The sequence below is a fragment of the Variovorax multivorans genome (assembly GCF_051216835.1).
Taxonomy (GTDB): Bacteria; Pseudomonadota; Gammaproteobacteria; order Burkholderiales; family Burkholderiaceae_C; genus Variovorax.
Genome location: NZ_JBPJZL010000003.1, coordinates 663,483 through 688,423, shown reverse-complemented (window position 1 = coordinate 688,423; position 24,941 = coordinate 663,483). Strand labels below are relative to the sequence as shown.

General features: G+C 66.4%; 28 protein-coding genes and 1 riboswitch. Of the genes, 14 read left to right on the top strand and 14 right to left on the bottom strand.

Features of this window, described 5'->3' with window-relative positions; translation table 11 throughout:
* The 3 genes from rfbD to rfbC all read left to right on the top strand — a co-directional run.
* Positions 1 to 721, top strand: a 721-nt coding sequence (gene rfbD / locus ACSFCA_RS10300; protein ID WP_435459063.1) for a dTDP-4-dehydrorhamnose reductase, incomplete at its 5' end; no start/stop codon positions are given.
* Between the two features lie 20 nt (positions 722 to 741).
* The gene (gene rfbA, locus ACSFCA_RS10295) at positions 742 to 1,638 is read left to right on the top strand and encodes a glucose-1-phosphate thymidylyltransferase RfbA (RefSeq protein ID WP_435459064.1); all 897 of its coding nucleotides are present in this window, start codon (positions 742 to 744) and stop codon (positions 1,636 to 1,638) included.
* Entirely contained in the window at positions 1,635 to 2,180 is a 546-nt protein-coding gene (gene rfbC / locus ACSFCA_RS10290; protein WP_258352817.1) for a dTDP-4-dehydrorhamnose 3,5-epimerase, read from the top strand. Before rfbA ends, rfbC begins: the two co-directional genes overlap by 4 nt.
* On the opposite strand, the gene ACSFCA_RS10285 is transcribed toward rfbC, so the two are convergent.
* The 7 genes from ACSFCA_RS10285 to ACSFCA_RS10255 all read right to left on the bottom strand — a co-directional run bounded on the left by ACSFCA_RS10285 (position 2,177) and on the right by ACSFCA_RS10255 (position 8,728).
* Positions 2,177 to 2,785, bottom strand: coding sequence for a GNAT family N-acetyltransferase (locus ACSFCA_RS10285; protein ID WP_258352818.1), 609 nt, complete (start codon positions 2,783 to 2,785; stop codon positions 2,177 to 2,179). The genes rfbC and ACSFCA_RS10285 overlap by 4 nt on opposite strands.
* Complete coding sequence (locus ACSFCA_RS10280) at positions 2,782 to 3,855, bottom strand: alpha/beta fold hydrolase (protein ID WP_435459065.1); 1,074 nt, start codon at positions 3,853 to 3,855, stop codon at positions 2,782 to 2,784. The genes ACSFCA_RS10285 and ACSFCA_RS10280 overlap by 4 nt, the downstream gene beginning before the upstream one ends.
* A complete protein-coding gene (locus tag ACSFCA_RS10275) occupies positions 3,852 to 4,277 on the bottom strand; it encodes a hypothetical protein (RefSeq protein WP_435459066.1) in 426 nt (141 codons plus the stop codon). Before ACSFCA_RS10275 ends, ACSFCA_RS10280 begins: the two co-directional genes overlap by 4 nt.
* A 34-nt stretch (positions 4,278 to 4,311) precedes the next feature.
* Positions 4,312 to 5,250 (bottom strand): alpha/beta fold hydrolase, encoded by a 939-nt coding sequence (locus ACSFCA_RS10270; RefSeq protein ID WP_435459067.1) that lies wholly within the window; start codon positions 5,248 to 5,250, stop codon positions 4,312 to 4,314.
* A 14-nt stretch (positions 5,251 to 5,264) separates the two neighbouring features.
* Positions 5,265 to 5,759, bottom strand: a complete 495-nt coding sequence (phaP, locus tag ACSFCA_RS10265; protein WP_258352822.1) for a TIGR01841 family phasin — start codon at positions 5,757 to 5,759, stop codon at positions 5,265 to 5,267.
* Between the two features lie 152 nt (positions 5,760 to 5,911).
* A complete protein-coding gene (locus tag ACSFCA_RS10260; protein ID WP_435459068.1) occupies positions 5,912 to 6,547 on the bottom strand; it encodes a single stranded DNA-binding domain-containing protein in 636 nt (211 codons plus the stop codon).
* Between the two features lie 147 nt (positions 6,548 to 6,694).
* The gene (locus tag ACSFCA_RS10255; protein WP_435459069.1) at positions 6,695 to 8,728 is read right to left on the bottom strand and encodes a hypothetical protein; all 2,034 of its coding nucleotides are present in this window, start codon (positions 8,726 to 8,728) and stop codon (positions 6,695 to 6,697) included.
* Positions 8,729 to 8,922: 194 nt separating this feature from the next.
* Positions 8,923 to 8,993, top strand: a riboswitch (S-adenosyl-L-homocysteine riboswitch).
* 66 nt (positions 8,994 to 9,059) lie between these two features.
* Here ACSFCA_RS10255 and ahcY point away from each other — a divergent pair.
* The 4 genes from ahcY to ACSFCA_RS10235 all read left to right on the top strand — a co-directional run bounded on the left by ahcY (position 9,060) and on the right by ACSFCA_RS10235 (position 12,813).
* Complete coding sequence (gene ahcY, locus ACSFCA_RS10250) at positions 9,060 to 10,499, top strand: adenosylhomocysteinase (RefSeq protein WP_093078405.1); 1,440 nt, start codon at positions 9,060 to 9,062, stop codon at positions 10,497 to 10,499.
* A gap of 10 nt (positions 10,500 to 10,509) precedes the next feature.
* A complete protein-coding gene (locus ACSFCA_RS10245; RefSeq protein WP_435459070.1) occupies positions 10,510 to 11,292 on the top strand; it encodes a TlyA family RNA methyltransferase in 783 nt (260 codons plus the stop codon).
* Positions 11,293 to 11,302: 10 nt separating this feature from the next.
* A complete protein-coding gene (gene metF, locus ACSFCA_RS10240) occupies positions 11,303 to 12,127 on the top strand; it encodes a methylenetetrahydrofolate reductase [NAD(P)H] (protein ID WP_435459071.1) in 825 nt (274 codons plus the stop codon).
* Between the two features lie 62 nt (positions 12,128 to 12,189).
* Positions 12,190 to 12,813: a septal ring lytic transglycosylase RlpA family protein gene (locus ACSFCA_RS10235; RefSeq protein ID WP_435459072.1), complete on the top strand. Its 624-nt coding sequence runs from the start codon at positions 12,190 to 12,192 to the stop codon at positions 12,811 to 12,813.
* Positions 12,814 to 12,832: 19 nt separating this feature from the next.
* Here ACSFCA_RS10235 and ACSFCA_RS10230 read toward each other — a convergent pair whose 3' ends face one another.
* On the bottom strand, positions 12,833 to 13,783 hold the full coding sequence (locus ACSFCA_RS10230; protein WP_435459073.1) for a 23S rRNA (adenine(2030)-N(6))-methyltransferase RlmJ: 951 nt from the start codon (positions 13,781 to 13,783) through the stop codon (positions 12,833 to 12,835).
* Between the two features lie 197 nt (positions 13,784 to 13,980).
* Here ACSFCA_RS10230 and rplM point away from each other — a divergent pair, with 197 nt between their 5' ends.
* The 4 genes from rplM (at position 13,981) to mdtD (ending at position 16,875) form a co-directional block, all read left to right on the top strand.
* Positions 13,981 to 14,412 carry a 50S ribosomal protein L13 gene (rplM, locus tag ACSFCA_RS10225; protein ID WP_028259766.1) on the top strand — a complete coding sequence of 144 codons (432 nt, stop codon included), beginning with the start codon at positions 13,981 to 13,983 and terminating at the stop codon, positions 14,410 to 14,412.
* Positions 14,413 to 14,424: 12 nt separating this feature from the next.
* Positions 14,425 to 14,817 carry a 30S ribosomal protein S9 gene (rpsI, locus tag ACSFCA_RS10220; RefSeq protein WP_093056698.1) on the top strand — a complete coding sequence of 131 codons (393 nt, stop codon included), beginning with the start codon at positions 14,425 to 14,427 and terminating at the stop codon, positions 14,815 to 14,817.
* 184 nt (positions 14,818 to 15,001) lie between these two features.
* The gene (gene erpA / locus ACSFCA_RS10215; protein ID WP_007827949.1) at positions 15,002 to 15,367 is read left to right on the top strand and encodes an iron-sulfur cluster insertion protein ErpA; all 366 of its coding nucleotides are present in this window, start codon (positions 15,002 to 15,004) and stop codon (positions 15,365 to 15,367) included.
* 80 nt (positions 15,368 to 15,447) lie between these two features.
* The gene (mdtD, locus tag ACSFCA_RS10210) at positions 15,448 to 16,875 is read left to right on the top strand and encodes a multidrug transporter subunit MdtD (protein ID WP_258352829.1); all 1,428 of its coding nucleotides are present in this window, start codon (positions 15,448 to 15,450) and stop codon (positions 16,873 to 16,875) included.
* Positions 16,876 to 16,882: 7 nt separating this feature from the next.
* Here the strand turns inward: mdtD and ACSFCA_RS10205 are convergent, their stop codons facing one another.
* On the bottom strand, positions 16,883 to 18,007 hold the full coding sequence (locus ACSFCA_RS10205; protein ID WP_435459074.1) for an anhydro-N-acetylmuramic acid kinase: 1,125 nt from the start codon (positions 18,005 to 18,007) through the stop codon (positions 16,883 to 16,885).
* A 39-nt stretch (positions 18,008 to 18,046) separates the two neighbouring features.
* A complete protein-coding gene (locus ACSFCA_RS10200) occupies positions 18,047 to 19,393 on the bottom strand; it encodes a peptidoglycan DD-metalloendopeptidase family protein (protein WP_435459075.1) in 1,347 nt (448 codons plus the stop codon).
* Positions 19,394 to 19,577: 184 nt separating this feature from the next.
* On the opposite strand from ACSFCA_RS10200, the gene tyrS reads away from it, so the two are divergent.
* A complete protein-coding gene (tyrS, locus tag ACSFCA_RS10195; protein ID WP_435459076.1) occupies positions 19,578 to 20,786 on the top strand; it encodes a tyrosine--tRNA ligase in 1,209 nt (402 codons plus the stop codon).
* 7 nt (positions 20,787 to 20,793) lie between these two features.
* Here tyrS and ACSFCA_RS10190 read toward each other — a convergent pair whose 3' ends face one another.
* Positions 20,794 to 21,420: an OmpA family protein gene (locus ACSFCA_RS10190; RefSeq protein WP_435476631.1), complete on the bottom strand. Its 627-nt coding sequence runs from the start codon at positions 21,418 to 21,420 to the stop codon at positions 20,794 to 20,796.
* Positions 21,421 to 21,422: 2 nt separating this feature from the next.
* Positions 21,423 to 21,968 carry a FecR family protein gene (locus ACSFCA_RS10185; RefSeq protein ID WP_435459078.1) on the bottom strand — a complete coding sequence of 182 codons (546 nt, stop codon included), beginning with the start codon at positions 21,966 to 21,968 and terminating at the stop codon, positions 21,423 to 21,425.
* A gap of 152 nt (positions 21,969 to 22,120) precedes the next feature.
* Here ACSFCA_RS10185 and ACSFCA_RS10180 point away from each other — a divergent pair, with 152 nt between their 5' ends.
* Positions 22,121 to 23,038 (top strand): cation diffusion facilitator family transporter, encoded by a 918-nt coding sequence (locus tag ACSFCA_RS10180; protein WP_258352834.1) that lies wholly within the window; start codon positions 22,121 to 22,123, stop codon positions 23,036 to 23,038.
* Positions 23,035 to 23,478, top strand: a complete 444-nt coding sequence (gene dtd / locus ACSFCA_RS10175; protein ID WP_258352835.1) for a D-aminoacyl-tRNA deacylase — start codon at positions 23,035 to 23,037, stop codon at positions 23,476 to 23,478. The genes ACSFCA_RS10180 and dtd overlap by 4 nt, the downstream gene beginning before the upstream one ends.
* A gap of 17 nt (positions 23,479 to 23,495) precedes the next feature.
* On the opposite strand, the gene ybeY is transcribed toward dtd, so the two are convergent.
* Positions 23,496 to 23,963, bottom strand: coding sequence for an rRNA maturation RNase YbeY (gene ybeY / locus ACSFCA_RS10170; RefSeq protein ID WP_093056690.1), 468 nt, complete (start codon positions 23,961 to 23,963; stop codon positions 23,496 to 23,498).
* Between the two features lies 1 nt (position 23,964).
* Entirely contained in the window at positions 23,965 to 24,921 is a 957-nt protein-coding gene (locus tag ACSFCA_RS10165; protein ID WP_435459079.1) for a PhoH family protein, read from the bottom strand.
* Positions 24,922 to 24,941 lie beyond the last annotated feature (20 nt).

Here is a 24,941-nt window from a genome sequence, read left to right as displayed (position 1 = left end):
GATCGTCAATGCGGCGGCGCACACGGCGGTCGACAAGGCCGAGAGCGAGCCGGACTTTGCGCGCAAGCTCAACGCGACCTCGCCGGGAATCGTGGCCGAGGCGGCCCAGCAGATCGGCGCGCTGATGGTTCACTACTCGACTGATTACGTCTTTGACGGCAGCGGCACGAAGCCCTGGAAGGAAGACGATGCGACCGGCCCGCTCAGCGTGTACGGGCGCACCAAGCTCGAAGGCGAGCAACTGGTGGCGCAGAACTGCGCCAAGCACCTGATCTTCCGCACCAGCTGGGTGTACGCGGCACGTGGAGGCAACTTCGCCAAGACGATGCTGCGGCTGGCGAAGGAGCGCGACAAGCTGACCGTCATCGACGACCAGTTCGGCGCCCCCACGGGTGCGGAACTGCTGGCCGACGTGACGGCGCATGCCATCCGGGCGACGCTGCAGGACCCTGGGAAGGCGGGGCTGTATCACGCGATTGCCGGCGGTGAAACGACATGGCATGGCTACGCGCGCTTCGTGCTCGAGCAAGCCAAGGCGGCGGGTGTTGAACTCAAAGCCGGGCCGGAGGCCGTCGAGGCCGTGCCGACCAGCGCCTTCCCGACCCCGGCCAAGCGCCCGCACAACTCGCGCCTGGACACCACCAGGCTGCAGGCCACGTTCGGCCTGCGCCTGCCGCCCTGGCAGGAAGGCGTCGCGCGCATGCTGCGCGAGATTCTTTGAACTTTCACGAGAAAAAGAACATGACCAAGACGACGCAACGCAAAGGCATCATCCTCGCTGGGGGCTCGGGCACTCGCCTGCACCCCGCCACGCTGGCACTCAGCAAGCAGCTGCTGCCGGTGTACGACAAGCCGATGATCTATTACCCGCTGAGCACCTTGATGCTGGGCGGCATGCGCGACATCCTGATCATCAGCACGCCGCAGGACACGCCGCGGTTCCAGCAACTGCTGGGGGACGGGAGCCAGTGGGGGATCAACCTGCAGTACGCGGTGCAGCCCAGCCCCGATGGCCTCGCGCAGGCGTTCATCATCGGGGACAAGTTCGTGGGTAATGATCCCAGCGCGCTCGTGCTGGGGGACAACATCTTCTACGGGCACGATCTTGTGCATCTGCTGTCCGATGCAGACACGAAGACTTCCGGAGCCACGGTGTTCGCCTATCACGTGCAGGACCCGGAGCGCTACGGCGTGGTGGCCTTCGACGCCAAGGGCAAGGCCAGCAGCATCGAAGAGAAGCCGCTCAAGCCCAAGAGCAATTACGCAGTGACGGGGCTGTACTTCTACGACAACCAGGTTGTCGACATCGCCAAGGCTGTGAAGCCAAGCGCGCGTGGCGAGCTGGAGATCACCGCGGTGAACCAGGCCTACCTGGACCGCGATCAGCTGAACGTGCAGATCATGCAGCGTGGCTATGCATGGTTGGACACGGGCACGCACGACAGCCTGCTGGAAGCGGGGCAGTTCATTGCAACGCTGGAGCATCGGCAGGGGTTGAAGATTGCCTGCCCGGAAGAGATCGCATGGCGCAACGGATACATCGACAGCGAAGTGCTCGCCAGGCTGGCTGCGCCGCTTCAGAAGAACGGTTATGGCAAGTACCTGAGTCATCTGCTGGCCGAAGAGGTTCGCTCATGAAGGCCATCCCGACAGCCATTCCTGACGTACTGGTGATCGAGCCCAAAGTGTTCGGCGACGCGCGAGGCTTCTTCTTCGAGAGCTTCAACCAGAAGGCCTTCGACGAGGCCGTTGGCCGGCATATCGATTTCGTTCAGGACAACCACTCGCGCTCGGTCAAGGGCGTGCTGCGCGGGCTGCACTACCAGGTCCGGCAGCCGCAGGGCAAGCTGGTGCGGGTCGCGCAAGGCGCGGTGTTTGATGTGGCGGTCGATATCCGAAAGTCGTCGTCGACGTTCGGCCAATGGGTAGGCGTCGAACTGACGGCGGACAATCACAAGCAGCTGTGGGTGCCCGCGGGATTCGCACACGCTTTTCTGGTGCTGAGCGAAACGGCAGAGTTTCTCTACAAGACCACCGATTACTACGCGCCGGCACACGAGCGCTGCATCGCATGGAACGACCCAGGCCTGGCGATCGCGTGGCCGGATACCGGCGTCAGCCCGCAGCTCTCGCTCAAGGATCTGGCTGGCACGAGACTGGAAAACGCAGAAATCCCTTAGAACGCCTCCGTCATCCCATACGCCCGCATCTGCGCCTCGAACCGCGCCACGTCGTGGCTCAGCACCACGAGGTCGTGCGTCACGCCCTGCCAGTCCTTCACGTGCTTGCTCAGCAGCGCCTCAGGGCGGAAGCCCAGGGCCTGAAAGACGGCGATGGCGCTGCGCTGGTCGACGGTCATGCGGGCGACGAGTTTTTCCGCTCCGCGCTCGATGGCCAGCGAGCAGGCCTCGCGCGCGAGCCGCTGGCCCAGGCCGCTGCCGCGCTGCTCGGGCGCGGCCAGCACGCGCAGTTCGGCGACGTGGCTGGACCACGAGTGCGGATCGCGGATCACCGCCGCGCAACCGAGCACCGCGGCGTCGCGCACGGCGAGCACGCTGTCGATGTCGCCGCGCTCGATGGCACGGACCCAGGCGTTCATCACCTTGGGCTGGGTGATGTCGCGCGGCAAAAAGAGCAGGTCGTGCGCGGGCAGCGCCTGTGCGAAGGCCAGCACGGCGGGCGCGTCGTCCGCGGTCATCAGGCGCAGGACGATGTTGCCTTCGCTGCTCGTCACGGTGCGCGGATAGGTCCGCGAGAAAGAATCGGAAACGGCGGTGATGGTCATGTCGATCGCACTCCAAGCCATTCGTCGAGTTTGGGCCACAGCCTGCGCACTGCATTCGGCCCGGCGGCAAGGCTGACGTGGCCGCCCTTGAGCACGACTTCTTCCTTGTCGGCCGAGCCGATGCCGGCAATCAGCGGCTGCCCCGCTTCATACGGAACGATGTGGTCGTGCTGCGCGAGCGCGTGCAGCACCGGTACCTTGATGTTCTTCAGCAGCACCTTGCGCCCGCCGAGCGTCAGTTCGCCCTTGTGCAGCTTGTTGCCCCACATGAGCTCCTTCACGGTCTGGCGGAAATACTCGCCGGCCAGCGGCAGCATCTCGGTGCCCCAGCGGTCGAACATGCGGTACGACTTGACGAACTCGTCGTTGTCCATGTTGTCCCACAGCTGCACCACGCCTGCGCTGCGGCCCGCCGGGCGCAGCATGTCGAAGGAGGCGAACAGCATCTCGGGCGGCACGTTGCCCACGGTGTCGACCAGCCGGTCGACGTCGAAGTAGCGCTTGTCCGACCATGCATGGAACATCTTCATGTGGCTGAAGTCGATCGGCGTGGTGAAGAGCGCGAGGTTCTTCATCGGGCCGCCGGGATGCAGCGCCGCGTAGAGCGTGGAGAGCACGCCGCCCATGCAGTAGCCGATGAGCGTGACGTCTTCCTCGCCCGAGCGTTCCTGCACGCGCCGCAGCGAGTCGGGGATGAAGTCGAGCACGTAGTCTTCGATGCGCAGGCGCTTCTCGTCGGAGCGCGGCGCGTTCCAGTCCATCATGTAGACGTCATAGCCCTGCAGCAGCAGGTGCTCGACCATGCTTTGGCCTGGCGCAAGGTCGAGGATGTAGCCGCGGTTGGTGGTTGCCATGACGATCAGCACCGGCACGCGGTAGATCTCGTCGACCATCGGGCGGTAGTGGTACAGGCTCAGCGTGCCGCGCCGGTGGATCTCGTCCTTCGGCGTCTGGCCGACGGTGGGCGTGGCCGAGGTGAGGAAGTCCAGGCCCTTGATGTTGCGCTGGATCGCGCGCTCGATCTCTGCGCCGATGTCGGGCAGGGCGAAGGCGTCGGGGGCGGTGGTCATGTGGGGCGCTTTCCTGCTGGCTTGCGCGTGCGGGCCGGCTTCGCTGTTGCGGCCGGCGGCGGGTTCGGCGGCTGGCGCGTGCGGCGCGGCTTCGGCGCAGCGGCTTGCGCGGTTGGCGCGGGGCCGGCGCCGCCCTCCACCGCACGGGCGATGCGCGCAAGGTGGTCGTCGATGCGCTGCAGTTGCTCGCCCAGCACCTGGAGGTCGGCGCGCGTGGGCAGGTTCAGCAGCGTCAGGTAGCGCGCCATCACGTCGCCCAGCGCCTTCTGCGCGGTGAGCGAGGCGTTCATGCCGCCGTGCATGCCCTGGCGGAACGGGTCCGAAGCCATGGCCTCGTTGGCGAATTCGTTGGTGCTCTTTTCCCACTGGGCGGTGAGCTCGCGCCACATCGCCATCGGGTCGAGCGGGGAGAACTTGTTCATGGCTGGTGCTCCCTTGTTTGTCGTTGTTGTCGTCTCAGGTGTTCGGGTGCCGCGCCGTGTGCGCCGTGTGCGCCGTGTGCGCGGAAATGGCGTCGACGATCTGCGGCCACATCGGAATGGGCAGCGCGTGGCCCATGCGCGGAATGCGCAGCAGCTGCGCGCCCGGGATGGCATCGGCCACGTCGACGCCGCAGGCCACCGGCACCAGCGGATCGGCGTCGCCGTGGATCACCAGCGTTGGCACGCGCACGTCGCGCAGCGCGGGCTTGCGGTTGCCCGAGGCCAGGATGGCCGCGAGCTGCCGCGCCACGCCGGCCGGGTTGAGTCCGCGCAGGAACACGAGCTGGGCCTTTTCGGCGTCGTGCGCCTCGTCGAGCGGAAAGTCAGACGGGCCGCGCAGCACGCGCCACACCCTGGCGTAGTGCGGCAGGTAGGCCTCGAAGGTCGTCGGCGAAGGCGTGAACAGCACGGCCATCGCCTCGGGCGTGGGCGGCGGCAGGCCCGGGGCGCCGGTGGTCGACATGATGCTGGTGAACGACAGCATGCGGTGCGGATGGTGAATGCACAGCTCCTGCCCGATGGCACCGCCCATCGAGGCGCCCACGATGTGGGCACGCGCGATGCCGAGCGCGTCGAGCAGCCCGACGCAGTCGGCGGCCATGTCGCGCAGGTTGTAGGGCGTTCGCAGCGGCTGGCCCGCCATTGCCTGCGCCATCAGCGCCTGGATGTCGGGCACGCCAAGGTGCGAGAGGTGCGTCGAATGGCCGATGTCGCGGTTGTCGAAGCGGATCACGCGGTGCCCGCCGGCTTCGGAGAGACGGGCGCAGAACGCGTCGTCCCACGCCACCATCTGCGCGCCGAGGCCCATGACCAGCAGCAGCGGCGGTGCATTGGCGTCGCCGAAGCTGTCCCAGGCGAACTCGATGCCGTTGGCGCGCGTGCGCTGCTCGACGCGGGGCGGGACTGCGGTCATGGCTGCGGCCCGGCTTACTTGCGCTGCAGCAGCTTCGTCACTTCGTCCACGTTGGCCTGAATGCGCTGGCGCACCACGTCGAAGGCGTCGGCCTGCGACTTGGCGGCGAGGTTGGCCAGCTCCTTGATGTCGTCGATGGCGCGCTGGAACGACTGGCGGCCGAGTTCGTCGAGCTTGGCCAGGTTTTCCTTCGGGTCCTTGCCCGGCATTGCCTTGGCGGCGGTCTGCCATTCGGTAATGGCGCTCTTGATCATCTCGGTCTGCCGCTGCACGACGGTCTGCAGGCCCTGGTAGGACTTCTCGTTGGCCTGCATCAGCGCCGCCAGGTCCTTGCGGCCGCTCTCCAGCAGCTTGCCGGCGCCGCCGGTCAGGTTGAGGTTCTGCAGCTTGTCGGCCATGCCCTTCAGTGGATTGAGCATGTCCGCGGCGGTCGGCATCGCCGTCTTCGCGCTGGCGGTGCTGCTGCTGGCAGTGGTCTTCTTGGCGGCGGCTTTCTTGGCAGTGGCCATGGTGCGGAATCTCCTGTGACGGTGAACGGTTGGATGGCAGGGACCAGCCTGGCGGCAAAAGTCCCTCGCCACGATACGCCGCACAGATGCACCGGAGGTTGCCGCAGCGACAAAAATGCCTGCGGGATTTCCCTTGGGTGCCGGGCTTCTTCTTACATCGGCGGCGCGAAGCCGTTGCGGCCGGCCGTGACGCGCAATGCCGTGGGCGTGCCGTTCTTCTCCTGCGCATTGACCAGCACGTGGGCGCCGGGCACCAGCAGCGCGTCGGTGCCGGGGCGGAAGGTGACCACGGGCACGTCGGGCGGCACGATGACGGTCTTCTCGCCGCCCTTGTAGGTCAGCCGCAGCTGCTGGCCGCCGCGCACCGACTTCGGCGCCGCGGCCAGGTCAGCGACCGTGGCGTTGGTCATGGTGCTCTGGGGCAGCAGGTCCCATGGGCGGTGGCCTTCGCCGGTGCCGCGCGCGGCCTCGGGGAACACCACCACTTCGAGCGCCTTCTGCGTGCCGTCGGCCTGCGGCATGGCGGCGGTACCGATGAAGCTGCCACGCTTGATGTCGGACAGCTTGATGCGATAGACCTCGGACACGGCCAGGTCGGCCGGGCGCGCGAGCGAGACGACCTCGCCGCCGCGGTCCTGCACGACGAGGGTGTTGGCATCGACGCGCACGATGGTGCCGCGGATGCGTACGGTGTCGGAGCTTTGCGCCGATGCTGCGACTGGCAGCACGGCGGCGGTCAGGCAAATTGCTGTGGTGGCGAGCAAGGCTCTGGACGGAAAAATTGGCATGGGATGTGGTGGCTGATGGAGGGCCGGTCAATGTACGTCGCGGCGGCGAATCGTGCAGAGCGCCGACTTAGCCCTGAATGAGCAATAGAAAAGGCCGCACACCGCGCGATGCGGTGTGCGGCCTTTTTTACGAAGAGCCCGGGGGCGTCAGTCGATCAGGCCGATTTCAAGCGCGCCTGCCGTGGCCGGGCTGCGCGAGCCGACCATCGCGAAGAGCTTGCTGCTCTGGCTCGCGAAGTGGAACGCGGTGCCGCCGAACGTTGCCGCGCGCATGTTGACGGGGCCGTTCGTGCCCATGGAGCCCAGGCTCGCATTGAGCGTGGCTGTGGAGCCGTCGGGGAGCGCCTGCGTGCGCGTGTAGTTCAGGGCGTCGATGGCCGTGCTGCCCCAGCTGCCGCTGGTGGCGCCGCCGCGCGCGGCGATGGTGGGCCAGGTCGCGCGCTCGGGCAGGCCGATGCGGAACACCGACCTCGTGGGCGTGGATGGCACGATGCCGGCCGAGAGGTAGATGTTCTCGCCGCCGATGCGCGCGATCGCGAAGCTGCCGTTGTCCGACGGATTGGCCACGTTCACGATGCGCCAGGTGTCCACGGTCGCACCGGCCGACACGGTGTAGGTCAGCACGGAGGCCGCGGGGCAGGTGTCGATTCGATAGATCACGTTGTCGTTGCACAGGTAGAGCACGGTGCCACCGCTGGCCACCTGGATCTGCGTGATCGACGAATCGCCGGCGGTGGCCGTCAGGTTGATGCCCAGCCGGTTGTAGGTGCCGTCGAGCGCTGTCTGCGTCTTCACCAGCGCACGCGATGCCACGAACGGCCGCACGCCGTAGCTCACCGGCGTGACCTGCGCGACCGCGAACGGGAACGATCCGACCACCGTGTCCGTCGCGAGGCGAAAGCGCGCCGTGTTCACCGGGCTTGTGATGCGGCTGCTGTCGAAGATGAAGCTGCCGGCCTCCGCCGTGTCTTCGGCGAAGCTGCCCGAGGCGACGGTGCCGGTTTCATCGGTCATCTCGTAGCGCTTGCTGTCCAGGTTCAGCGCCAGCGTCTGCCGCGTGCCGTTGGTGGCGTAGACCTTGTAGCGGCCGTTGCGTGCATCGGGCGCCGTGCCGGTGTCGATCAGGTTGAGCTGGATGTAGCCCTGCGTGCCGGGATTGCGAGTGCCGACCAGCACCGAAAGCGCGCCGCTCTGCATCGCGAAGTACTTGCTCGCGCCGCTCAGGTTGACGCCACGGATGCCCTGGGGTTGGTTCGGGTAGGCGGTGCTGTCCACGGGCATCGTCAGAACGCCATAGGTGTCGTCCGTGCCGGTGGCGGTGCGCACCGAGTTCGCGGTGTCGATCAGGTTCGTGCCCCAACTGCCCGTGGTCGACGAGCCGATGCCGCGGGTGGTGGGCCAGCTCGATGATTCGGGCAGGGCGATGCGCATGAACTGCTGGGCCGGAGTCACGCTGACGCCGCCGTTCAGATAGACGTTCTGGCCGCCGATGCGCGCGACGCGGAAGTTGCCGATGTCGCTGCTGTTGGCCACGTTGGTGGCGACCCAGGCGTCGTCGGTGCCGGCCGTGACCGAATAGGTGCGCTTCGACGCGGTGGGACAGAGGTCGATTTTGTAGATGATCGCGTCGTTGCAGATCTCCAGCACGGTGCCGCTGGCCGACAGGCGCATCGAGAGCATCGACGAGTCCTGCGAGCCGCCGGGGCTGCGCGTGACGCTGAAGCGGTTGTAGGTGCCGTCCAGCAGCGCCGCGGTGGTCACGAAGTCGCGCGCGGCCACGAAGGGCTGCGCGGCATACGTGGCGGGGCTCGAGTACGCGGTCTGGAACGGGAAGGCCCCGACGATGGCGTCGGTCGTCACCCTAAAGCGCGACGTATTGGCCGCGGTCGTGATGCGGCTGCTGGCAAAGACGTAGGTCCCCGGTTCGGTGAAGTCTTCGCTGAAAGTGCCGGACTCGGCCACGCCGAGGTTGTCCGTCATCGTGTAGTTGCCGGCGTCGAAATCGACCGCCAGTTGCTGTTGCGTGCCATTGGCCGCGTAGACGCGATAGCTGCCGTTGCGCGCGTCCACGCCCAGTGTCTTGCCGGCCGCGACCTCTGGCTTGCCGCTGCCGCCCGACGACAGCGAAAGGCCGCCGGAGCCGCCTCCTCCTCCTCCGCAAGCCGCCAGCAAGGCGACCATGCACCAACTCGCGAGATTCCTCGTTATCCTCATTTTTGTGCCCTTTTGTTTTCAGATAGGCTCGACAACAGGCCGGTTGGCTGCTGAACCAAACCCGGGGAAATCGTAACCAGAGGTCAATGTCACGCCGAGGGTGACAAATGCCAGCCAAGCCCCGAGCATTGGCGCAGGCTCTTGCCCCGTCTACAATCTGCCGTTCCGAGGAGCGTTGCAGCGCCGTCAGGCGTGAGGCTCGGACCACACATCGCAACCACGCTCACCCGCTGTTCTTGCGGTGAGTCCGTTCCCCGTACGCAGCGGCATCTTTCAAACCAGTTTTGTTGGAGTTCCCATGAGCGCTGTTCTCAAGCCCACCCCCGTTTCGACCGCCGACCAGGCGATTGCCGACCTGTCCCTCGCCGCCTGGGGCCGCAAGGAAATCAAGATCGCGGAAACCGAAATGCCCGGCCTGATGGCCATTCGCGAAGAGTTCTCGAAGGCGCAGCCGCTGAAGGGCGCGCGCATCACGGGCTCGCTGCACATGACCATTCAAACGGCCGTGCTGATCGAGACGCTGCAAGCCCTCGGCGCGACCGTGCGCTGGGCCTCGTGCAACATCTTCTCGACGCAGGACCACGCCGCTGCCGCCATCGCCGCCGCCGGCACGCCGGTGTTCGCCATCAAGGGCGAGTCGCTGAAGGACTACTGGGACTACACCCACGCCATCTTCGATTTCGGCCCCAAGGACTCGAAGGGCGAAGGCCCGAACATGATCCTGGACGACGGCGGCGACGCCACGCTGCTGATGCACCTGGGCCAGCGCGCTGAAAAAGACCTGGGCGTGCTCGCCAACCCGGGCAGCGAGGAAGAGCGCATTCTCTTCGCCGCCATCAAGGCCAAGCTGGCCGTCGACTCGACCTGGTACACCCGCAAGTCGGCCGAGATCATCGGCGTGACCGAGGAAACGACCACCGGCGTGCACCGCCTGAACGAGATGAGCGCCAAGGGCACGCTGCTGTTCCGCGCCATCAACGTGAACGACTCGGTCACCAAGAGCAAGTTCGACAACCTGTACGGCTGCCGCGAATCGCTGGTTGACGGCATCAAGCGCGCCACCGACGTGATGATCGCCGGCAAGGTGGCTTGCGTGGCCGGCTACGGCGACGTGGGCAAGGGCTCGGCACAGGCACTGCGCGCGCTGTCGGCGCAGGTGTGGGTGACCGAGATCGACCCGATCAACGCCCTGCAGGCCGCGATGGAAGGCTACAAGGTCGTGACGATGGAATATGCCGCCGACAAGGCCGACATCTTCGTGACGACCACCGGCAACAAGGACGTCATCACGCACGACACGATGGCCAAGATGAAGGACCAGGCCATCGTCTGCAATATCGGCCACTTCGACAACGAGATCGACGTCGCGTCGATCGAGAAGTACGAGTGGGAAGAGATCAAGCCGCAGGTCGACCACATCAAGTTTCCCGACGGCAAGAAGATCATCCTGCTGGCCAAGGGCCGCCTCGTGAACCTGGGCTGCGGTACGGGCCACCCGAGCTTCGTGATGTCGTCGTCGTTCGCGAACCAGACCATCGCCCAGATCGAGCTGTTCACCAAGCCCGACGCCTACCAGGCCGGCAAGGTCTACGTGCTGCCCAAGCACCTGGACGAGAAGGTCGCGCGCCTGCACCTGAAGAAGGTCGGCGCCATGCTCACCGAGCTGACCGACGCGCAGGCCGCCTACATCGGCGTGAGCAAGAACGGCCCGTACAAGCCGGACACGTACCGCTACTGATCGACAACGGATGCGCGCTGATCAACTGTTGGTGGAGCGCGGCCTGGCCGCGTCGCGTTCGCAAGCGGTGCGGCTCATTGCCGGCGGCTTGCGCTGGCGCGACGCGGGCACGAGCGACGCATGGCGCTCGGTCGTCAAGAACAAGGACGACGTGCCCGAATCGGCCGAACTCGAGCTGGTCGACGCGGCCGAGGCGCGCTACGTGTCGCGCGGCGGGCTCAAGCTCGAAGGCGCGCTGGCCGCGAGCGGCATCGATCCCTCCGGCAAGCTGTGCCTCGACGTGGGCCAGTCGACCGGCGGGTTTACCGATTGCCTGCTGCAGCGCGGTGCCGCGAAGGTGGTTGGCGTCGATGTCGGCCATGGGCAGCTGCATGCGCGCTTGCGCGAAGACGAACGCGTGGTCGCCATCGAAGGCGTCAATGCGCGTGCGTTGTCGCCCGACGACCTGGAGGAAGAAGGCGAGTCGCGTTTCGACCTGATCGTTGGCGACCTGTCGTTCATTTCGCTCACGCTGGTGCTGCCGGCGGTGGTCGAATTCCTGGCCGATGACGGGCGCCTGCTGATGCTGGTCAAGCCGCAGTTCGAACTGCAGCCGGGCCAGGTCGGCAAGGGCGGCATCGTGCGCGACGAGTCGATGTATGCGGTGGTCGAGAAGCGCCTGCACGACGCCTGCGAGGCGCTGGGCCTGCGGGTGCTGCAGTGGTTCGACAGCCCCATCGCCGGAGGCGACGGCAACCGCGAGTTTTTCATTCACGCCGTTCGTGCCGCCCAGGACGCGAACGACGGTTCCTAAGGAGACGCAGGTGCGCCTTCCGCTGAGTTTCGAATTCTTCCCGACCAAGACGCCCGAAGGCGCGGTCAAGCTGCGCGCCGTGCGCCAGCAGCTGTATGTGCGCAAGCCGCAGTTCTGCTCGGTCACGTACGGCGCGGGCGGCTCCACGCACCAGGGCACTTTTGGTGCGGTGCAGGAGATCCTGTCCGAAGGCGTGGACGCCGCGAGCCACTTCTCGTGCATTGGCGCCACGCGCGCCACTGTGCGCGAGCAGCTCGCCGAGCTGAAGGCCATGGGCGTCAAGCGCCTGGTGGCCCTGCGCGGCGACCTGCCGAGCGGCTACGGCATCGGCGGCGAGTTCCTGTATGCGAGCGACCTCGTCGCCTTTATCCGCGAAGAGACCGGCCGCGACTTTCACATCGAGGTGGCCTGCTACCCCGAGATCCATCCGCAGGCCCGTTCGCCCGAGGCTGACCTGCAGGCCTTTGCCGCGAAGGTGAAGGCGGGCGCCGACTCGGCGATCACGCAGTACTTCTTCAGCCCCGAGGCCTACTTCCGCTTCGTCGACGACGTGCGCAAGCTGGGGCTCGACACGCCGGTCGTGCCGGGCATCATGCCGATCACGAGTTCGACGCAGCTCATGCGCTTCTCGGACGCCTGCGGCGCCGAGATTCCGCGCTGGATCCGCCTGCGGCTGCAGTCCTTTGGCGACGACACGGCATCGATCAAGTCCTTCGGGCTCGACGTGGTGACCGACCTGTGCGCGCGTCTGCGCGACGGTGGTGCCCCGGCGCTGCACTTCTACACGATGAACCAGTCGGCGGCCACGCTGGCTGTACTGGAGCGCCTCGATTGAGAGGGCGCGCGGGGCTTCGTGCAGTCCTGGTCGCTGCGACCTGCGTTCTCGCGGGTTGCGCCATGCCGCCGGCCACGGACGCCGAAGGCGGAACGGCGAAGCTGCTGCCCTTGCCCCGTGCCATCGCGGTGCCGCCGGGCGCGGCGCCGCGTTCGAGCGTGCCGTCGGTGCGCTATGACCTGGCGGTGTCCGGAATGGGCGAACAGACGTCGGACGACGGAGTCCCCGGCGACGACGGGCCGCGCGAAATCTTCGAGCGTGGCGGCGCCTCGTGGTACGGCATCCAGTTCCATCAGCGCAAGACCGCCAGCGGCGAGCGCTTCGACATGACCGCCCTGACGGCGGCCCACAAGACCCTGCCTTTCAACACGCGCGTGTGCGTGCGCAGCCTCGTCAACGGCAGCGAGGTGCTGGTGCGCATCAACGACCGCGGGCCCTATGCAGCGGGTCGCGTGATCGACCTGAGCCGCGCGGCGGCCGACCGCATCGGCCTGACGGGCCTGGGCATCAAGCAGGTGGCGCTGTCGATCGTCGACCGTGAAGGGATGCGTTGCGGTGGCTTGCCGGTGGAGGCCGGCGATGCGTCGGCGCCAGTGGCGGCGGCGGCTGCGGCCGTACAGCAGCGAGCCAAGTCGCCGGTGCCCGCGCGGCGCAAGGTGGTCGTGCCGCCCCGTCGCCGTAAATAAGAAACGAAAAGGCGGGGGCTCAGCCGCCCGAATCGAGCGAGAAGGCGGCGTGCCGGTCTTGCGCCAGGCGCTCCACCAACTGCGGCAACGCGTCCGCCAGCAGCGGCTTCAGCGTGTACGGCGGATTGATCAGGAACATGCCGCTGGCCGGCAGCCCCGGCCGGTGCGTTTCGCCCGATGCGTCGGTCGTGATCTTGCTGGACTTGACCGTCAGCGTGGCATGCAGCCACGACTTGCCGGCCTTGGTCGCCATCGTCTTGAGCCGGCGCGGCAGGTCGTGCGCCTCGGGGCGCGGAATGATCGGATACCAGATCGCGTAGGTGCCGGTGGCAAAGCGCTTGAGCGCTTCGGCCGCGAAATCGAGCACGCGGCCGTAGTCGGTCTTCATCTCGTAGCTGGGGTCCATCAGCACCAGTGCGCGGCGCGACGGCGGCGGCAGGAACTTGGTGGCGCTGCCGAAGCCGTCTTCGCGCAGCACGGCGATCTGGCGGCCGGCCTCGAGTTGGGCGATGTTGGCGTCCAGCGTGCGGGCGTCGGTCGGGTGCAGCTCGAACAGCTTGAGCTTGTCGTGATCGCGCAGCAGGTGCTGCACGATGAACGGCGAGCCAGGGTAGACGCGGGCGCCGCCCTTGGGGTTGAAGTCGTGGATCACGCTCAGGTAGCGGGCGATAGCGTCGGCCAGTGGGGCTTCGGCTTCGGGTGCTACCTTTTTGCTAGCGGACTTCGCTGCGGGGGCGGGCGTGGTGGGCTCTTTCTTGTCCGAAAGAAGGCGCAGGATGCCGTCGGCCGCTTCGCCGCTCGTGCCGGCATAGTCGCCGTCGAGCCGGTACAGGCCGGCGCCAGCGTGGGTGTCGACGACCGTGAGGGCTGCCTCTTTTTCAAGCAGATGGTCGAGCGTGGCAATCAGCACCGTGTGCTTGAGCACGTCGGCGTGGTTGCCGGCATGGAAGGCGTGGCGGTAACTGAACATAGGGGGAGAATGGTAACGGTGTTGGGGCGCACATATGCGAATTTGCCAGCACAGGGCCATTCTTTATATAATCGCGGGCTTCGCAGCGTTTTTGTGGCCCCGCGGCGAAGACTACCTTCCCACCTAAGAGATTCCCGTCAGAGGAACGCCGACCGTGGAAAAGGGCCCGACAAACCCTCTTTTCAAGAGAAAAACTCATGACCAAAACGTTCAGCGCCAAGCCCGCTGACGTGACGCACGAGTGGTTTGTGATTGACGCGACCGACAAGGTCCTCGGACGAGTAGCCAGCGAAGTTGCTCTCCGTTTGCGCGGCAAACACAAGGCCATTTACACGCCTCACGTCGATACCGGTGACTTCATCGTCATCATCAACGCCGCGCAACTGCGCGTCACCGGCGCCAAGTCGATCGACAAGGTGTACTACCGTCACTCGGGCTACCCGGGCGGTATCACGGCGACGAACTTCCGCGACATGCAATCCAAGCACCCGGGCCGCGCCCTGGAAAAGGCTGTCAAGGGCATGCTGCCCAAGGGCCCGCTCGGTTACGCGATGATCAAGAAACTCAAGGTGTACGGTGGTGCTGAGCACCCGCATACCGCCCAACAGCCCAAAGTGCTGGAACTGTAAGGAGCCTTGAGAATGATTGGTGAATGGAACAATGGCACCGGCCGTCGCAAATCGAGCGTCGCCCGCGTGTTTCTGAAAAAAGGCACCGGCAAGATCACGGTCAACGGCAAGGACATCCAAGAGTTCTTCGGCCGCGAAACCTCGATCATGATTGCCAAGCAGCCCCTCGCGCTGACCAACAACCTCGAAGCTTTCGACGTGATGGTGAACGTGAACGGTGGCGGCGAATCGGGTCAAGCCGGCGCAACGCGCCACGGCATCACCCGTGCGCTGATCGACTACGACGCGTCGCTCAAGCCCGTCCTGAGCCAAGCCGGCTTCGTGACGCGCGATGCACGTGAAGTCGAGCGTAAGAAGGTCGGTCTGCACTCCGCCCGCCGTCGCAAGCAGTTCAGCAAGCGCTGATCCTGTTCACTGCGAACAAAAAGCCGCCTTCGGGCGGCTTTTTCATTGGAAGCCCTCTTGGCGCAAGGGCCTCCAACCCCACTTGCATTGGGGTGCACGCCACACCCACCCTGCCGAGAATGCGGCATTGCAGTAGCATTCGTTCTATTGGCCGCATGTCCGGCCCCCTAGGAGTTATCACCCCATGAGCGCCGTTGCCGAAAACATCCAGACCCAGATGCCCGAGCCGATTGTCTTCACCGACAGCGCGGCCGCCAAGGTGGCCGACCTGATCGCCGAGGAAGGCAATCCCGACCTGAAGCTGCGCGTGTTCGTGCAGGGTGGCGGTTGCTCCGGCTTCCAGTACGGTTTCACCTTCGATGAAATCACCAACGAAGACGACACCACCATGACCAAGAACGGTGTGTCGCTGTTGATCGATGCCATGAGCTACCAGTACCTGGTCGGCGCCGAGATCGACTACAAGGAAGACCTGCAAGGCGCCCAGTTCGTGATCAAGAACCCGAACGCCACCAGCACCTGCGGCTGCGGATCGAGCTTCTCGGCCTGATGCCCGGATGCTGCTGACCCAGCTTCCCCAATAAGCCGCCTCCGGGCGGCTTTTTCGTTCCTGTTTCTCTTTCCCTGCCTATGACCTCCGAGGCTGAAGCCGCCGCCGTCAATCCCGTCCGCAAGAGCCTGTTGTGGCTCGTCGCTGTCGGCTTCTTCATGCAGACGCTCGACGCCACCATCATCAACACCGCGTTGCCGGCGATGGCCGCGAGCCTCGGCGAGAGCCCACTGCGCATGCAGTCGGTGGTGGTGGCATACGCGCTCACCATGGCGATGCTGATCCCCGCCTCGGGCTGGATTGCCGACCGTTTCGGCACGCGGCGCATCTTCTTCTCGGCGATCGTGCTGTTCGCCGCCGGATCGGTGCTGTGCGCGCTCTCGCATGGGCTGGGCCAGTTGGTGGCCGCCCGGGTGGTCCAGGGCCTGGGCGGTGCGTTGCTGCTGCCCGTGGGGCGCCTGGCGCTGCTGCGCACGGTGCCGCGCGGGGAATTCCTGCAGGCGATGAGCTTTGTCGCCATTCCGGGCCTCATAGGGCCCTTGCTGGGCCCCACGCTGGGCGGCTGGCTGGTGCAGTACGCCTCGTGGCACTGGATTTTCCTGATCAACGTGCCCGTGGGGCTGCTGGGCTGCATCGCCACGCTCAAGTACATGCCCGACCTGCGCGGCGTGGTGCAGAAGCGCTTCGACAGCGTGGGCTACGCGATGCTGGCCTTCGGCATGGTGGCGATTTCGCTCTCGCTCGATGGCGTGGGCCTGCGCCAGGGCGGCGTAATGGTCGTGCTGATCTTCGGCTTTGCGAGCATCGTCGCCTATTGGCTTCGCGCCTCGCGCACGCCCGAGCCTCTGTTTGCGCCCTCGCTGTTTCATGTGCCGACACTCAGCATCGGCCTGATCGGCAACCTGTTCTCGCGGCTGGGCAGCAGCTGCATGCCCTTCCTGGTGCCGTTGCTGCTTCAGGTGTCGATGGGCTATTCGCCGGTGCGCGCCGGGCTGATGATGCTGCCGATCGCGCTGGCCGGCATGGCCATGAAGCGCTTCGCCACGCCGCTGATCACGCGCCACGGCTACCGCAAGGTGCTGGTGGTCAACACCATCCTCGTGGGCTGCACCATGGCCAGCTTCGGGCTGACGGCGCCGGGCCAGCCGATGGCGCTGCATGTGCTGCAACTGCTGGCTTTCGGCGCGGTCAATTCGCTGCAGTTCACCGCAATGAACACGATCACGCTGAAGGACCTGGACGGCAGCATGGCCAGCAGCGGCAACAGCTTGCTGTCGATGGTGCAGATGCTGGCAATGAGTCTCGGCGTGGCGGCCGCCGGCGCCGTGCTGGCGGGTTACAACGGCATCTTCGGCACCGAGACGCCTGCGCACACGCTGGATGCCTTTCAGGCCACCTTTGCGAGTATGGGGCTGATCACGGTGGCTTCAGCGATGATCTTCTGGTATCTGCCTTCGGAAGTGCGGGCGCCGCACCCCGCGCAGCCGGAGGTTTCCGGCCAGGGCTGAGGGCGAATCAAGCGGGATAGATCGCGCCGAGCACCCGTGCCCCGCGCGCGCCAGTCACGCTGGCCAGATTGCCCGCTTCACGCCTGACGGTGGCGCGGGCAAGCCATGCAAACGCCGCCGCCTCGACCTGCTGAGGCGGCAGGCCGTGATCGGTCGAGGCCGCCACATGGATGCCAGGCAGCAGCACGCGCAGGCGGTCGAGCAGATGGTCGTTCAGCGCGCCACCGCCGCAGACGATCAGCAGCTTGCTATCTTTTCCATAGCTCTTCACGTCTGCCGCACATACGTGCGCGGTCAATTCGGCCAGTGTCGCCTGCACATCGGCAGGCGCCATCGTCGTGGTGCCGAGTTGCGCGGCGAGCCAGGTCGGGTTGAACAGGTCGCGTCCGGTGCTTTTCGGTGGCGTCTTGGCGAAATACGGGTCGGCCAGCAACTGCGAGAGCAGGGCGGGCAGCACCTGTCCGCTGGCCGCCCATTGGCCGCCACGGTCGAAGGGCTGGCCCTGGTTGGTCTGGCACCAGTGATCCATCAGCGCGTTGCCAGGGCCGCAGTCGAAACCGAGCACGGTGGCGCCGCCCGCCGTATTCGTCGCCGGCAGCAGGCTCAGGTTGGAAATGCCGCCGATGTTCAGCACAGCGACCGTCTCGTCGGCCCGGGCGAACAGCGCGCGGTGAAAGGCTGGCACCAGCGGCGCGCCCTGTCCGCCGGCCGCGAGGTCGCGGCTGCGGAAGTCGCCGACCACGTCGATGCCGGTCAGCTCGGTCAGCAGCGAGGGGTTGTTGATTTGCAGGGTGTAGCCGACCTCGTCGAACTCGAGCGGCCGGTGGCGCACGGTCTGGCCGTGCGCGCCGATGGTGGTGACTGCCTTGGCATTGGTGCCGCTGTCCGCCAGCAGTTGGGCGACGACACCGGCATACGCACGCGCCAGCCCGTTGCCGGCCAGTGCCGCACGATGCAGTTCGTTGTCGCCGGGAGTGTTCAGCGCGAGCAGTTCGGCGCGCAGGCCCACAGGAAACTGCGCCGTGGCGTAGGCCTGCACCGCGATGCGGCCGCCGGAAAAGTCGGCGAGCACGCCATCGACGCCATCGAGCGAGGTGCCCGACATCAGGCCTATGAAAAGTTCGGCGGCCATCTTTGGATCAGGGCTGGAGAAGCCGGCCGCGCGACGGAATCAGTCGGCGCTGGCCTGGATGACCGAGAAAGCGGCTGCCAGCTCGGTGCGCGCGCCCACGGCGACGCGTTCGAAGGCCGGACGCATGGCGGCGGTGATTGGCGCGCCGCCTTCCTGTGCGATGGAAGCCGGGTCTTGATAGACGCCGCCCACGCGGAATTCGAAGTGCAGGTGCGGGCCAGTAGCCCAGCCGGTGGAGCCCACCGCGCCGACCGTCTGGCCCTGGCTCACTGCCTGGCCGGCCTTGACGTCGATGCGGCTCAAATGCGCATACGCCGTCTGCTGGTTGTTGCGGTGATTGATGATGACGATGTTGCCGTAGCCGTTCTGCGTGCCCGCGAAATCGACCGTGCCGTCGCCGACCGAACGCACCGAGGTGCCCGTGGGCGCTGCGTAGTCGATGCCGTTGTGCTGGCGCCAGCTGTTCAGGATCGGGTGCATGCGCATCGCGAAACCGCTGGACACGCGCGAGAACTCGACCGGCGTCGCCAGGTAGGCCTTGCGCAGGCTGTCGCCGTTCGGGCGGTAGTAGCTGCCCTTCTGGCCCGCGCCCGGGGGCTGGAACCAGACGGCCTGGTGGATCTTGCCGTTGTGCTCGAACTCGGCCGACAGCACGCGGCCGCTGCGCAGCGCCTGCCCGTCGGCTTCGAAGGTTTCGTACACCACGGCGAAGCGGTCGCCCTTGCGCAGCGCGCGCACGTCGACGTCGCCCGCGAAGATGTCGGCCAGCTGGCTCGCCACCGCGTCGGGAATGCGCGAGTCGTCGGTGGCGGCGAACAGCGAGGTGCGGATGGTGCCGCTTGCCAGGCGCGTGCCCGGCGTGAGCATGTCGCGCTCGGTCACGCCGGCAAAGCCGGTGGGCGTGCGTTCGATGACGAAGCGCTTGAAGCCGCCGTCGCCGTCGGGAATCCAGCGGGCGCTGAGCTTCTTGAGCTGGTTTTCCTGCGTGGCCTCGGCCGTCACGGTGCGGCCGGCGCGCGAGAACAGCGCGTTGCGGGCTTCCACGCTGCCGCGCACGAAGGCGGTGGCGGCCGGGTCGGAGATGCCCAGGCGCTTCATCAGGGCCTCGGCCGTGTCGCTCGAACGGGTGACGTCGGTGCGGAACAGGGTGAAGCTGAAGTTCTCGAGCGATTCGCTCTGGTCGGCGAACGAGACGGGCGCCGTGGCTTCGAGGATCTGGTGGACCGGGAGGTCGGATGCGTCAGGGCCGAGTGAGGCCACCGCGAGGGTGCCGGCGCTCAGCAGCGCGGCAGCAATGACCGCGGTGATCTGCTTGGGGTAGGTCCGGAATGTATAGGCCACGCGAGAAGCAAGTAGCTCCTCGGCGGCAAGAATGCCGTTGATCAAACTGTGAATTCCAGCTCAGGTTCTGCAAATCCGTGCTGCAAGGCCCAGTACGTTCAGGGCGGCAGCAGACGGTGCGGAAAAAAGCGCCGCTTAGAATTCGGCGCTTGAAAAGTCGGGCTGAGTATAGCTTCGGCACCCCAAAAGTCAGCTAAAAAAGCCCGTAAAGGCCGAATCTGTTACATCCATGAGCCTCTCAAATAGTGTAGGACGCGCGCTCGAAATTTCCCTCCGAGGCGCCGAAGAACTGCTGCCTCAGGACGAGTGGGTGCGCAAGCTGCAGCGTTCCGAAGCCACCGGAACCCCCCTGCGCATCAAATTCGGCCTGGACCCGACTGCCCCTGATATCCACCTCGGGCACACGGTGGTATTCAACAAGATGCGCCAGCTGCAAGATCTGGGCCACACGGTGATCCCGCTGATCGGCGACTTCACCACCACCATCGGCGACCCGTCCGGGCGCAACAGCACCCGGCCGCCGCTGACCCGCGAGCAGATCGAGGCCAATGCGGCGACCTACTTCGACCAGCTGCGCCTGGTGCTGAACGTCGATATCGCCGAAGTCCGCTACAACTCCGAGTGGAGCGACCCCCTGGGTGCCCGCGGCATGATCCAGCTCGCCGCCAAGTACACGGTGGCCCGGATGATGGAGCGAGACGACTTCAACAAGCGCTTCAAGGGCGGCCAGTCGATCTCGGTGCATGAATTCCTCTACCCGCTGATGCAGGGCTACGACTCGGTCGCGCTCAAGAGCGACCTCGAACTGGGCGGCACCGACCAGAAGTTCAACCTGCTCGTCGGTCGTCATCTCCAGCAGGAATACGGCCAGGAACCGCAGTGCATACTCACTATGCCGCTGCTGGAGGGGCTCGACGGCGTCGAAAAGATGTCGAAGAGCAAGAACAATTACATCGGCATCAGCGAAGACGCCAACACCATGTTCGCCAAGGTGCTGTCGATTTCCGATGACCTGATGTGGCGCTGGTACACGCTTCTGAGCTTCCTGTCGCTGGAGCAGATCGCGGCGCTGAAGGCCGAGATCGAGGGTGGCCGCAACCCGAAGGACGCCAAGGTCGCGCTGGCCAAGGAAATCACCACGCGCTTCCACAGTGCGGCGGCGGCGGATGCGGCCGAACAGGATTTCATCAACCGCAGCAAGGGCGGCGTGCCGGACGAGATTCCGGAGGTGTCGCTGTCGGGGGCTCCGCTGGGCATCGCCCAGTTGCTCAAGCAGGCGAACCTGGCGTCTTCGGCCGGGGAGGGCAATCGCCTGATCGACGGCGGCGGCGTGCGGATCGATTCGGCCGTGGTCAGCGACAAGGCGCTGAAGCTGCCCGCAGGCAGCTACGTGGTGCAGGTCGGCAAGCGCAAATTCGCCCGCGTGACCCTGAGCTGAGGGTTTTTCAGCGAACCTCGATGGTGACGCGCCGGTTCCGCGGCTCGTCCACCTCGTCAGCAGTCGGAACGGCCAGGTCGCGCTCGCCGCGGCCCACGGCCTCGATGCGGTTGGCCGGGAACTGGCGTTCCACGAAGAGCTGGACCACTTCCTGCGCCCGGCGACGCGACAACTGGTCGTTCTGCTCGCCGCTGCCCTTGGTGTCGGTGTGGCCCGTGACCACGATGTCGCTGCCGCTGCGTGCCAGGGCGGCAGCCAGCGCCTCGGTCATGATCTGCTGTGAAGCCGGCGTCAACGTGGTGCCGCCGAGCTCGAAATACACCGTGTAGCGCTGCGGCGGAGGCGGGCGCATGTCGAACAGCGGCTTGTTGTCCGCCTGCACCTTGGCCGGATCGGCCTGGTCGACCACCGGAGCGCCCTTTGCGCCCACCGCGGCCGTGGCGCGCTGGTAAGGTGTGGAAAGCACTTCTTCGCCGTCCTTGGCTCGCACCACCACTGCCGATGGCTTGCCGTCCGCCTGCGGCAGCAGCACCACCCGCGTGCCGGGCGTCGAGCATGCGGCCAGCAGCAGGGCGGCCAGCGCGGCCGGAAAGAGGAATGCGAGGCGGGACTGTTGGGGCTTGGGGGTCTTCATCATCATGGCTGGCCGTCGGCTTGCACGATGAAGTCGGTGCCGCGAATGCCGATGGTGGCCGTCTGCGTCTCGACCCGCACTGCGTCGGGGTTGGTCTTGCCGATCAGGCCGGTGATCATGCGCATGGAGCCTCGCAGCAGCGAGACCAGCATGCCGCCTTCGTGCGTCGTGCCGTCGAAGTGGAATTCCTTCAGGTCGAGCCGCGACGAGGGGCCGACCACCAGCGTCGTATCGTCGCGCAGTACCACGGAGGCTGAGGAATCGGGGCCGGTCACGATGCGGTCCACCGCGCCCAGCGCATCACCGGGGCTGGCGGCGCGGGTGGCGCCGGCGCCGTTGAGCAGTTGCACGTTGCCGCGCACGAACTTCACGAAGCCCGCCTGGGGATCCGCCTTGGCGGCTGGCGCGGCGGTAGCAGGCGCCGGTGCGGACGCGGCTGAGGCAGGTGGCGCCGCCACGGGAGCGGCCGACGGCGTCTGGGCTTGTGCCAGTGCGGCCGAGGCCACAATGGCGAGGCCGCCCAAGGCGATCACGAGGTTTTTCATCATCTGGGCTCTCTGCGAAGGACTGTTTCGCGTTGGTCGCGAATTATTAAGGCGAAGGCGTTACATGTAGACACGGGGCCGATAATTCAGACGGTTCTTGCGGCCTTTTACCGCTTTTTGCGTTGCCTTCTTGCCCAATTCCCTATGGTTCTTGCATGACGTTTACCCCAAAGACGCTGCTGCGCGTGTCCGTTGCCGTGGCTTTGATCACGATCGTGCTCAAGGGGCTGGCCGGCTACATGACGAATTCGATGGGCCTGATCTCGGACGCCATGGAGTCCTTCGTGAACCTGGCGAGCGCCATGTTCGCGCTGGCCATGGTGACCATCGCCGAGCGGCCCGCCGACGACGACCACCCCTACGGCCACCACAAGGCCGAGTACTTTTCCTCGGGCTTCGAAGGCATCCTGATCGTTGGCGCGGCCATTGCGATCCTCTGGGTGTCCATCCAGCGCCTGTTGTCGCCGCAACCGCTGGAGCAACTGGGCTGGGGCCTGGCGCTGTCGGTGCTCAGCTCGGGCTTTAACGCGGGGCTGGCTTTTCTGCTCTTCCGCGCGGCACGCACGCACCGATCGATCGCGCTGGAGGCCGACGGCCGCCACCTGATGACCGATGTCTGGACCTCCGCCGCCGTGGTGATCGGCATCGTCGGCGTGCAGCTCAGCGGCTGGCTCTGGCTCGACCCGCTGCTGGCCATCGGCGTGGCGCTGAACATCGTGCGGGAGGGCGTCAAGCTGGTGTGGCGCTCATCGCAGGGCCTGATGGACGAAGCCCTCGACCCTGAAACCCTCGCAACCGTGCGCGGCACGCTCGACGCCTTTGCCGCCCGCATGCCCGAAGGCACGCGGCTGCGCTTCGACGACATGGTGACCCGCAGCGCCGGCCAGCGCCGCTTCGCCGACCTGCACATGCACGTGCCCGGCGACTGGACCCTGCAGCACGCCGCCAGCATGCGCGACCAACTGGAGCAGGCCCTGATGGACGCCGTGCCCGGCCTGCGCGTGACGATCCAGCTCCTGCCCCTGACCATGGAAGCCCGCGCCACCCAGGCCGGCGAACATCACCCCCTATGAAAGCTGTTCTCCAACGCGTGGCGAATGCACGCGTCGACATTGCCGGCAGCACCGTCGGCGCCATCGACGCGGGCCTGCTCGTGCTGCTGTGCGCGGAGCGTGGCGACATCGACGCGCTCGCCGACCGCATGCTCGCCAAGATCCTCAAGCTGCGCATCTTCTCGGACGAGGCCGGCAAGATGAACCGCAGCGTGCAGGACATCGGCGGCGGCCTGCTGGTGGTGAGCCAGTTCACGCTGGCGGCCGACGCGAGCGGCGGCAACCGACCCAGCTTCACCCAGGCCGCGCCGCCCGACGAAGGGCGTCGGCTCTACGAATACTTCGTGGCGCAGGCGCGCGCCGCGCACCCGGTGGTGGCCACCGGCGAGTTCGGTGCCGACATGCAGGTGCATCTGCTGAACGACGGGCCCGTCACCATCCCGCTGCAGATGACGGCGTAGCGGCGGCGGCCGCTTATCTATTTGCCGTACGGGCTGCGAATGCCCAGGCCCGCAAGAATCTCGATTTCGTACGCTTCCATCTCGTCGGCGTCGGCCTCGCTGGTCTCGTGATCCCAGCCTTGGGCATGCAGCGTGCCGTGCACCAGCAGGTGCGCGTAGTGATCGGCCAGCGTCTTGCGGTTTTCCTTTGCCTCGCGCGCCACCACCGGCGCGCACAGCACCAGGTCGGCCATCACGAGCGGGCTTTGCGCGTAGTCGAAGGTCAGCACGTTGGTCGCGTAGTCCTTGCCGCGAAACTCGCGGTTCAGGCGCTGGCCTTCATCGGCGTCGACGATGCGCACGGTGATCTCGCCGTCGATGTCGAGCGCATGGCGAATCCATCGCGTCACGCTGTGGCGCGGCAATGCGGCGCGATGGCGCTCCACGCCCTTGAAGCGCCCGAACTGCAGCGAGAGCGAAAGTGCCGGAAGTGCGGATGCGGCCATCTCAGCGAGCTCCCGCACGCTTGCGTTGCCCGTCATAGGCATCGACGATCTTCGCCACCAGCGGGTGGCGCACCACGTCCACGCTCGTGAAGTGCGTCATGGCGATGCCGTTCACGCGCTTGAGCACGCGCTCCGCGTCGATCAGCCCGCTCAACTGCTGCTTGGGCAGGTCGATCTGGCTCACGTCGCCCGTCACCACCGCGCGCGCGCCGAAGCCGATGCGCGTGAGGAACATCTTCATCTGCTCGGGCGTGGTGTTCTGCGCCTCGTCGAGGATCACGAAAGCGTTGTTCAGCGTGCGCCCGCGCATGAAGGCCAGCGGCGCGATTTCGAGCGCGTTGCGTTCGAAGGCCTTCTGCACCTTTTCGTAGCCCATCAGGTCGTAGAGTGCGTCGTACAGCGGGCGCAGGTACGGGTCGACCTTCTGCGTCAGGTCGCCCGGCAGAAAGCCCAGCCGCTCGCCTGCTTCCACCGCGGGCCGCGTCAGCACGATGCGCTGCACGGCGGCGCGCTCCAGCGCATCGACCGCGCAGGCCACAGCGAGATAGGTCTTGCCGGTGCCGGCCGGGCCGATGCCGAAGGTGATGTCGTGCTTGGCGATGTTGTCGAGGTACACCGCCTGCGTGGGCGTGCGTGCGCGCAGGTCGGTGCGACGGGTGACGAGCATCGCTATGTCGTCGTCGCCATCGAGCATGCCGCCGTCGCCGGCCAGCGTGAGCTGCACCACGGCAGCGTCGATGGGCCGCTGGGCAATTTCGTACAGCGCCTGCAGTACGTCCATTGCGCGCTGCGCGGAGGCCTTGGGGCCGTCGACCTTGAACTGTTCGTGGCGGTGCGCGATCTTCACGCCCAGCGCTTCTTCGATGCGGCGCAGGTGGGCGTCCAGAGGTCCGCACAGGTGGCCGAGGCGCGAATTGTTCAGTGGGGTAAAGGTGTGTCGCAGAATCACGCCGGACATTTCAAGGAAAAAGGGCACCC

Coding starts and splice junctions, on each gene's coding strand:
- rfbA (WP_435459064.1), top strand. CDS start 742: ATGACCAAGACGACGCAACGCAAAGGCATCATCCTCGCTGGGGGCTCG.
- rfbC (WP_258352817.1), top strand. CDS start 1,635: ATGAAGGCCATCCCGACAGCCATTCCTGACGTACTGGTGATCGAGCCC.
- ACSFCA_RS10285 (WP_258352818.1), bottom strand. CDS start 2,785: ATGACCATCACCGCCGTTTCCGATTCTTTCTCGCGGACCTATCCGCGC.
- ACSFCA_RS10280 (WP_435459065.1), bottom strand. CDS start 3,855: ATGACCACCGCCCCCGACGCCTTCGCCCTGCCCGACATCGGCGCAGAG.
- ACSFCA_RS10275 (WP_435459066.1), bottom strand. CDS start 4,277: ATGAACAAGTTCTCCCCGCTCGACCCGATGGCGATGTGGCGCGAGCTC.
- ACSFCA_RS10270 (WP_435459067.1), bottom strand. CDS start 5,250: ATGACCGCAGTCCCGCCCCGCGTCGAGCAGCGCACGCGCGCCAACGGC.
- phaP (WP_258352822.1), bottom strand. CDS start 5,759: ATGGCCACTGCCAAGAAAGCCGCCGCCAAGAAGACCACTGCCAGCAGC.
- ACSFCA_RS10260 (WP_435459068.1), bottom strand. CDS start 6,547: ATGCCAATTTTTCCGTCCAGAGCCTTGCTCGCCACCACAGCAATTTGC.
- ACSFCA_RS10255 (WP_435459069.1), bottom strand. CDS start 8,728: ATGGTCGCCTTGCTGGCGGCTTGCGGAGGAGGAGGAGGCGGCTCCGGC.
- ahcY (WP_093078405.1), top strand. CDS start 9,060: ATGAGCGCTGTTCTCAAGCCCACCCCCGTTTCGACCGCCGACCAGGCG.
- ACSFCA_RS10245 (WP_435459070.1), top strand. CDS start 10,510: ATGCGCGCTGATCAACTGTTGGTGGAGCGCGGCCTGGCCGCGTCGCGT.
- ACSFCA_RS10235 (WP_435459072.1), top strand. CDS start 12,190: ATGCCGCCGGCCACGGACGCCGAAGGCGGAACGGCGAAGCTGCTGCCC.
- ACSFCA_RS10230 (WP_435459073.1), bottom strand. CDS start 13,783: ATGTTCAGTTACCGCCACGCCTTCCATGCCGGCAACCACGCCGACGTG.
- rplM (WP_028259766.1), top strand. CDS start 13,981: ATGACCAAAACGTTCAGCGCCAAGCCCGCTGACGTGACGCACGAGTGG.
- rpsI (WP_093056698.1), top strand. CDS start 14,425: ATGATTGGTGAATGGAACAATGGCACCGGCCGTCGCAAATCGAGCGTC.
- erpA (WP_007827949.1), top strand. CDS start 15,002: ATGAGCGCCGTTGCCGAAAACATCCAGACCCAGATGCCCGAGCCGATT.
- mdtD (WP_258352829.1), top strand. CDS start 15,448: ATGACCTCCGAGGCTGAAGCCGCCGCCGTCAATCCCGTCCGCAAGAGC.
- ACSFCA_RS10205 (WP_435459074.1), bottom strand. CDS start 18,007: ATGGCCGCCGAACTTTTCATAGGCCTGATGTCGGGCACCTCGCTCGAT.
- tyrS (WP_435459076.1), top strand. CDS start 19,578: ATGAGCCTCTCAAATAGTGTAGGACGCGCGCTCGAAATTTCCCTCCGA.
- ACSFCA_RS10190 (WP_435476631.1), bottom strand. CDS start 21,420: ATGAAGACCCCCAAGCCCCAACAGTCCCGCCTCGCATTCCTCTTTCCG.
- ACSFCA_RS10185 (WP_435459078.1), bottom strand. CDS start 21,968: ATGATGAAAAACCTCGTGATCGCCTTGGGCGGCCTCGCCATTGTGGCC.
- ACSFCA_RS10180 (WP_258352834.1), top strand. CDS start 22,121: ATGACGTTTACCCCAAAGACGCTGCTGCGCGTGTCCGTTGCCGTGGCT.
- dtd (WP_258352835.1), top strand. CDS start 23,035: ATGAAAGCTGTTCTCCAACGCGTGGCGAATGCACGCGTCGACATTGCC.
- ybeY (WP_093056690.1), bottom strand. CDS start 23,963: ATGGCCGCATCCGCACTTCCGGCACTTTCGCTCTCGCTGCAGTTCGGG.
- ACSFCA_RS10165 (WP_435459079.1), bottom strand. CDS start 24,921: ATGTCCGGCGTGATTCTGCGACACACCTTTACCCCACTGAACAATTCG.